We start from the raw sequence: 5,712 nt of genomic DNA on the forward strand, positions 1-5,712 counted from the left end.
GTACTGCCGGAATGGCCTTCCAACCGTGTTGACGAACTCCTGCCATGGAACGTAGCACTCACCAATAAATAAGCGTCAATACGGTGCTCCGTTGACGCTTACTGAAAACGCGTTACGATCGGTGGCGGTTGGAAGAAAAAATTATCTCTTTTTCGGCTCAGACAAGGGAGGAGAAAGTGCGGCGATCATCTACAGTCTGCTGGTCACCTGCAAACAGAACGAAGTGGAGCCGGAGGACTGGTTGCGCGAAGTGATCGAGAAGCTCAATGACTGGCCGTCGAACCAAGTGCATGAACTGCTGCCCTGGAACTTCTCGTCTGTAAAATAATCCTTACGCTACGTACTTCTCGGGGCGCTTACGATTTATCGCCGTCAGCGGGAGCTGAAGGAAGAGCTGAATAGTCTGAAGGATTTGAATTCGGTTAGGAATTTTATCGTGGAATAACAGAAGCTGCGGCACGTCGTATGCAGGAACGTGCCGCGGTTAGCTGGTAAACTTTCGATAGTGCGAGTATTGAATGATTTCTAGGCGTTATCGATTTTACGTATTTTTTGCATGATAGAATTCGTACCTCCTCCCAACGACCTTCCATGGCTTTCCGGACTTCTGTAGGCTGGCGGACGATGCTGTCCTCGGATATTGTGCTAATTGGGTGATAACAGATCCTGTGTATGGGCGTTTCCCTTTGTGCGTGCGTTGATGCTGGTAACGGTAAACGTCATGATGAACACGACCGCGAATAAGACGACAATCGTCGGAGCTGGTGCGCTGTCGATAAAAAAGGACAGCCAGACACCAGTCATTGACACTATTACCGATATGCCAGTCGCCAGTAGGAGCGCAATATGAAAGCGTTGTGTCAGGAGTACTGCAATGGCGCCAGGCGCAATGAGCAGAGAAATAGAGAGAATGATACCTACTGCTTTCAGCGTCGCCACAATGGTCAGGGAAACCATGCACAGCAGCCCATAATGCAGCCATCTCGTATGCAAACCGCTTACCTGCGCCTGTTGATAATCAAAGCTGAACAGCAAAAAATCCCGCCATTTTACGCTAATAACAAGTGTAACCAGCCCGGCAATAATCACCGTCTGGATTATATCGCCGATGGTTATCCCGAGCATGTCGCCGAAAAGAATATGGTCAAGATGTACGTCTGGTTTGATTGCAATATACAAGATCAGACCTGCGGCAAACATGCCAGAAAAAACAATCCCCATAACTGTATCTTGCTTGATTCGGCTGTTGTCTTTCAGGTATCCCGTCGCCACCGCGCAGAATACTCCGGCGACGAATGCCCCTGTAGCCAGAGGTAACCCCAGAATCCAGGTAAGCACGATGCCAGGAAAAACCGCATGACTCATCGCGTCACCCATCAGTGCCCAACCTTTCAGGACCAGAAAGACCGACAGCAGCGCACAGGGTATGGAAACTACCAGTGAAATCAGCAGTGCGTGACTCATAAAGGTGAACTGCAGTGGCTCCAGTAATAATGCCATCATAAGCGATCCTCCAGCGCTTTATGCGCACGCCGACGATTTGCCAAAAGTCCATGGGTGGGCGCAAATACAAATGCTAAAAGAAACAGCAGTGTCTGCGCCACCACGATGATTCCACCTGTCGCGCCGTCCAGAAAGTAACTGACCCACGCGCCGAGGAAACTGGTTACACTGCCAATAGTTACAGCAATTATGAGCAGGCGGGGAAAACGATCGGTTAACAACCATGCTGTTGCACCGGGAGTCACCACCAGACAGATCACCAGAAAGGCACCAACCGTTTGCAGCGCCGCAACGGTCGAAACCGACAGCAGGGTGAAGAAGAGGATTTTTAATCTGCCCGGATGTAATCCAATAGCACGGGCGTGATTCTCGTCGAAAAAGGTCACCATAAGATCTTTCCATTTGAAAAAAAGCACGATGATCGAGAGAATGCCAATGATAGTGAGTTGCAGGATATCCGCCGGATCGATTGCCAGAATATTGCCCAGGACGATGGTCTGAATGTTCACGGATGTCGGGTTCAATGACACCATAAACAGCCCCAGGCCAAAAAAGGACGAGAAGATCAGGCCGATGATGGCATCTTCTTTTAAGCGGGTGCGTTGGTTAAGAAACAGCATGCTGCCCGCTGCCAGTCCGCCGGAAAAGAAGGCTCCCAGAGAAAACGGAAGCCCCAGCATATATGCCCCCGCAACACCCGGGACAATAGAGTGCGACAGCGCATCGCCAATCAGCGACCAGCCTTTTAGCATCAGATAGCATGACAGGAAAGCGCAGAGACCGCCGACCATTGCCGAGACCCACATCGCATTGAGCATATATTCATAGCTGAAGGGTTCCAGTAGCACGTTCATCTTGCTTCCCTCTGCACCGCTGACGGTCGATGTGCCACAAAAGGGCGTTCATCGTCAGTAATAATGCTTTCTTCCGAGCCGTTAAGTGTGACATGGCGCAGTACGCCGCTAAAAGCCAGCTCCAGGTTCTCGGCTGTAAAAGTGGTGTCTGTCGGCCCGCTTGCCAGGACGGTGCCTTTGACCATGACCGTATAATCGCAAAATGTCGTGACTGAGCCGAGATTGTGCGTTGAGACAAGCATCGTTTTGCCTTCCGCGCGTAACTCCCTCAACAGGCTGATGATTTTCGCTTCGGTTTTCACATCAACGCCGGTAAAAGGTTCATCCAGCAGGATCACATCACCCTGCTGTGCAATCGCTCTCGCCAGAAAGACGCGTTTCTTTTGTCCACCGGAAAGCTCGCCGATTTGACGATGGCGAAAATCCACCATATCGACACGTTCCAGCGCATCGGTGACAATCTGACGATCCCTCTTTTTGGCTATACGCAACATACCCATATACCCATAGCGGCCCATCATCACCACATCTTCCACCAGTACAGGAAATGACCAGTCAACCTCTTCTGACTGAGGGACGTAGGCAACCAGGTTTTTCTGTAGCGCCTGTCGCGTGGGAATACCCAGAACAGATATCTTTCCGCTGGTCAGACGCACAAATCCCATAATCGCTTTAAACAACGTCGATTTTCCGGAACCGTTTACCCCAACCAGAGCGGCAATAGATCCACTTGGTACTGTGAAGGATGCATCGCGCAGTGCTGTGTGCCCGTTACGCCAGGTGACAGTAACATCATTAACGACAATGCCTGCAGATTGCATCATTATTTCTCCCTTTTCCCGGCTTTAATTCCCTGTACCAGCGTACTGGTAGTAACCTTAAGAAGGTCGATATACGTAGGTACCGGGCCGTTTTCTGTGCTCAGGGAATCGACATAGAGCACACCGCCGTAGTGTGCGCCGGTTTCACGCGCAACCTGACGCGCTGGTTTATCGGAAATCGTACTCTCGCTAAAGACTGCCGGGATATGATTTTTCTTAACTATATCAACAACCTTACGTACCTGCTGCGGTGTTCCTTGTTGATCGGCATTAATCGGCCACAGATAAAGCTCTTTTAGCCCCAAATCGCGTGCGAGATAAGAAAAAGCCCCTTCACTGGTGACCATCCATCGCTGATTCTCAGGGAGTTCCGTAATCTGCTTACGCAGGGGGGCAAGGGTTTGGGTAATCTTGGCTTTATAAGTATCGGCATTACGTTGGTAGGTTTGTGCATTTGCCGGATCGTATTTTATCAACGCATCACGAATATTATCGACGTAAATCAGAGCATTATCTGGCGACATCCATGCATGGGGATTAGGTTTGCCCTCATAGGGTCCTTCGGTGATCCCTACTGGCGTCACACCCGAAGAGACAATTACTTCTGGAACCCCATTGAGATGCTGGTAAAAGCGTTGGAACCACAATTCCAGATTCATACCATTGGCGAGAATCAGTTGTGCCCCCTGTGCACGTTTAATATCGCCAGGGGTAGGCTGATACTCATGAATTTCTGCACCAGGCTTGGTTATGGATGAGACTTCTGCAGCATCTCCAGCCACGTTTTTGGTCATATCCGCGATGATGGTAAATGTTGTAATGACCTTGAATTTTTCAGTTGCACTTGCCTGAAATGCGATCGAGCAGGTGAGGGCGAGGCACCCCAAGAGCATGGTTACTTTTTTTATTGAGTGCATAATTTAGTACCTATAGTGAGCAAAATTAGAACAAACATAGCAACGGCTATGTTTTATAGCATAACCTATACAAAATGAAAATAATTATCACTAACAGCTTTGAGGCCTAAAACAGGTATTAGGTTGTTTCCTGCTGGCGACATGATATTGAGGAAAAAAGTAGAGCAGCTATTAGGCTTTGAAATGACTTTATGAGGAAAATTGTTGATGGCAAAAATGGGGCAAAAAAAGAGTGGGTTATCGTAGCTTATTGTTGTCGCTGATAATGTTTAACATATTGAAAAATAAATAAAATACTTATGAGTCAGATAGTTGTGATTTTTGCCCTTACTTGTTCAGGTTGTATTGTTCTTTCTTACTAATTTCTTGATTTTGCGACATTTAAAAGCGACTCAATTCGTTATATGGCATCAGAAGAGTATGCGTCATGCCGGAATGCCCAGCATAAGAAATCTGATATAAAAACAGTGGCGTGTATGGTACGGATTAGAGGGGAAAATGTCAGCACATTTGCGAAATGAATCAAAAAGCCCGCAGCAATGTGCGGGCGTTAGTGTCAGCGCACAACCAGCACGGAGCACTCTGCGTGACGCACTACAGCTGCGGCGTTGGAACCGAGCAGATAAGTGGTGATATCCGGTCGATGGGAAGCAATGATGATCATATGAGCGGGGATCTGCTTCGCCAATTCCAGAATGCGGTCTTTGGGCGAGCCTTCCTCAACATGGACATGCACTCTGTCGGTTGGCAGTTTAAATTTTTTAATGATCTCTTCCAGTTGCGATTTGGCTTCCGCTTTCAGGTCATCCATTGCCGGTAATTCTGCGGAATACGCTAAACCCAGAGAGGCATAGTAGGGCAGTGAAGGTATTACCGTCAGGAAATGAACCTCTGCATCGTCAATCTTTGCCTCTGCCTCAACGTGGCTAATCACGCGTTGAGTTAATTCTGAATCGGAAATATCGATAGGGACAAGAATCGTTCTGTTCATAAAACCTCCTGTTTTAGTATCCGCATAAAGTGTAACGCCAGATGACACTTTTTGTGTAATGATGGAGTTCACATTTTTAATTTAGATCAAAGGAGGAAGAATAAGCAGAAAAAGCCCGCCATAACAGCGGGCAGGAGGATTTAGAACTGATAAACCAGACCTAAAGCGACAATATCATCGGTAGAGATGCCATTGGCAGCGTAGAAGCTGTCATCTTCATCCAACAGGTTGATTTTATAGTCAATGAACCGCCCCGGGTTTCCTGGAGAGTGTTTTATCTGTGAACTCAGGCTGCCAGATCATCGTTTCCGATGGAAGCATAATAAGCTTTTTCTGCTTCTGCCGGAGGAGTATGGCCCAGCCTTTCCAGCAATCGTCGATTGTTATACCAGTCCACCCACGTGAGTGTGGCCAGTTCCACTTCTGCACGGTTTTTCCAGCTCTTACGGTGTATTACCTCCGCTTTGTAAAGACCATTGATGCTCTCCGCCATCGCGTTGTCATACGAGTCGCCTGTACTTCCTGTTGATGCCAGTAATCCGGCTTCCTTAAGCCGCTGTGTGTAGGCCAGCGATACATACTGAGAACCTTTATCACTGTGATGGACCGTGCCGGACGGTCGACGG

Annotated in this window: 7 protein-coding genes and 3 pseudogenes; 3 read left to right on the plus strand and 7 right to left on the minus strand. The window is 48.3% G+C overall.

Annotated features, from left to right (window positions below):
• The 3 genes and pseudogenes from BGK49_RS31645 to BGK49_RS31650 all read left to right on the plus strand — a co-directional run.
• Positions 1 to 72 (plus strand): hypothetical protein (locus BGK49_RS31645; RefSeq protein ID WP_369803737.1); only part of this gene is annotated, 72 nt, incomplete at its 5' end.
• Between the two features lie 31 nt (positions 73 to 103).
• Positions 104 to 328 (plus strand): annotated as a pseudogene (locus BGK49_RS08730) (transposase domain-containing protein); the annotation flags it as partial.
• Between the two features lie 33 nt (positions 329 to 361).
• A pseudogene (locus tag BGK49_RS31650) lies at positions 362 to 445 on the plus strand (DUF4376 domain-containing protein); the annotation flags it as partial.
• A 200-nt stretch (positions 446 to 645) separates the two neighbouring features.
• On the opposite strand, the gene sitD reads toward BGK49_RS31650, so the two are convergent.
• From sitD to BGK49_RS08760, 7 genes and pseudogenes are all read right to left on the minus strand, one after another.
• Positions 646 to 1,503, minus strand: a complete 858-nt coding sequence (gene sitD / locus BGK49_RS08735) for an iron/manganese ABC transporter permease subunit SitD (protein WP_000968134.1) — start codon at positions 1,501 to 1,503, stop codon at positions 646 to 648.
• Positions 1,500 to 2,357 carry an iron/manganese ABC transporter permease subunit SitC gene (sitC, locus tag BGK49_RS08740; protein WP_001101727.1) on the minus strand — a complete coding sequence of 286 codons (858 nt, stop codon included), beginning with the start codon at positions 2,355 to 2,357 and terminating at the stop codon, positions 1,500 to 1,502. The genes sitD and sitC overlap by 4 nt, the downstream gene beginning before the upstream one ends.
• Positions 2,354 to 3,181, minus strand: a complete 828-nt coding sequence (gene sitB, locus BGK49_RS08745; protein WP_000983723.1) for an iron/manganese ABC transporter ATP-binding protein SitB — start codon at positions 3,179 to 3,181, stop codon at positions 2,354 to 2,356. The genes sitC and sitB overlap by 4 nt, the downstream gene beginning before the upstream one ends.
• The gene (gene sitA / locus BGK49_RS08750) at positions 3,181 to 4,095 is read right to left on the minus strand and encodes an iron/manganese ABC transporter substrate-binding protein SitA (protein ID WP_069375728.1); all 915 of its coding nucleotides are present in this window, start codon (positions 4,093 to 4,095) and stop codon (positions 3,181 to 3,183) included. The genes sitB and sitA overlap by 1 nt, the downstream gene beginning before the upstream one ends.
• Positions 4,096 to 4,651: 556 nt before the next feature.
• On the minus strand, positions 4,652 to 5,086 hold the full coding sequence (uspF, locus tag BGK49_RS08755; protein WP_005040947.1) for a universal stress protein UspF: 435 nt from the start codon (positions 5,084 to 5,086) through the stop codon (positions 4,652 to 4,654).
• Between the two features lie 140 nt (positions 5,087 to 5,226).
• A pseudogene (locus BGK49_RS29190) lies at positions 5,227 to 5,331 on the minus strand (porin); the annotation flags it as partial.
• A 41-nt stretch (positions 5,332 to 5,372) separates the two neighbouring features.
• On the minus strand, positions 5,373 to 5,712 hold a 340-nt coding region (locus tag BGK49_RS08760), incomplete at its 5' end, for an integrase core domain-containing protein (RefSeq protein WP_032232706.1).

This window comes from Shigella sp. FC1544 (assembly GCF_001722145.1).
In the GTDB taxonomy this organism is placed as follows: Bacteria; Pseudomonadota; Gammaproteobacteria; order Enterobacterales; family Enterobacteriaceae; genus Escherichia; species Escherichia coli.

What these genes read in the sequence shown, in the direction of transcription:
- sitD (WP_000968134.1), bottom strand. Translation starts at nt 1,503, where the DNA reads ATGATGGCATTATTACTGGAGCCACTGCAGTTCACCTTTATGAGTCAC.
- sitC (WP_001101727.1), bottom strand. Translation starts at nt 2,357, where the DNA reads ATGAACGTGCTACTGGAACCCTTCAGCTATGAATATATGCTCAATGCG.
- sitB (WP_000983723.1), bottom strand. Translation starts at nt 3,181, where the DNA reads ATGATGCAATCTGCAGGCATTGTCGTTAATGATGTTACTGTCACCTGG.
- sitA (WP_069375728.1), bottom strand. Translation starts at nt 4,095, where the DNA reads ATGCACTCAATAAAAAAAGTAACCATGCTCTTGGGGTGCCTCGCCCTC.
- uspF (WP_005040947.1), bottom strand. Translation starts at nt 5,086, where the DNA reads ATGAACAGAACGATTCTTGTCCCTATCGATATTTCCGATTCAGAATTA.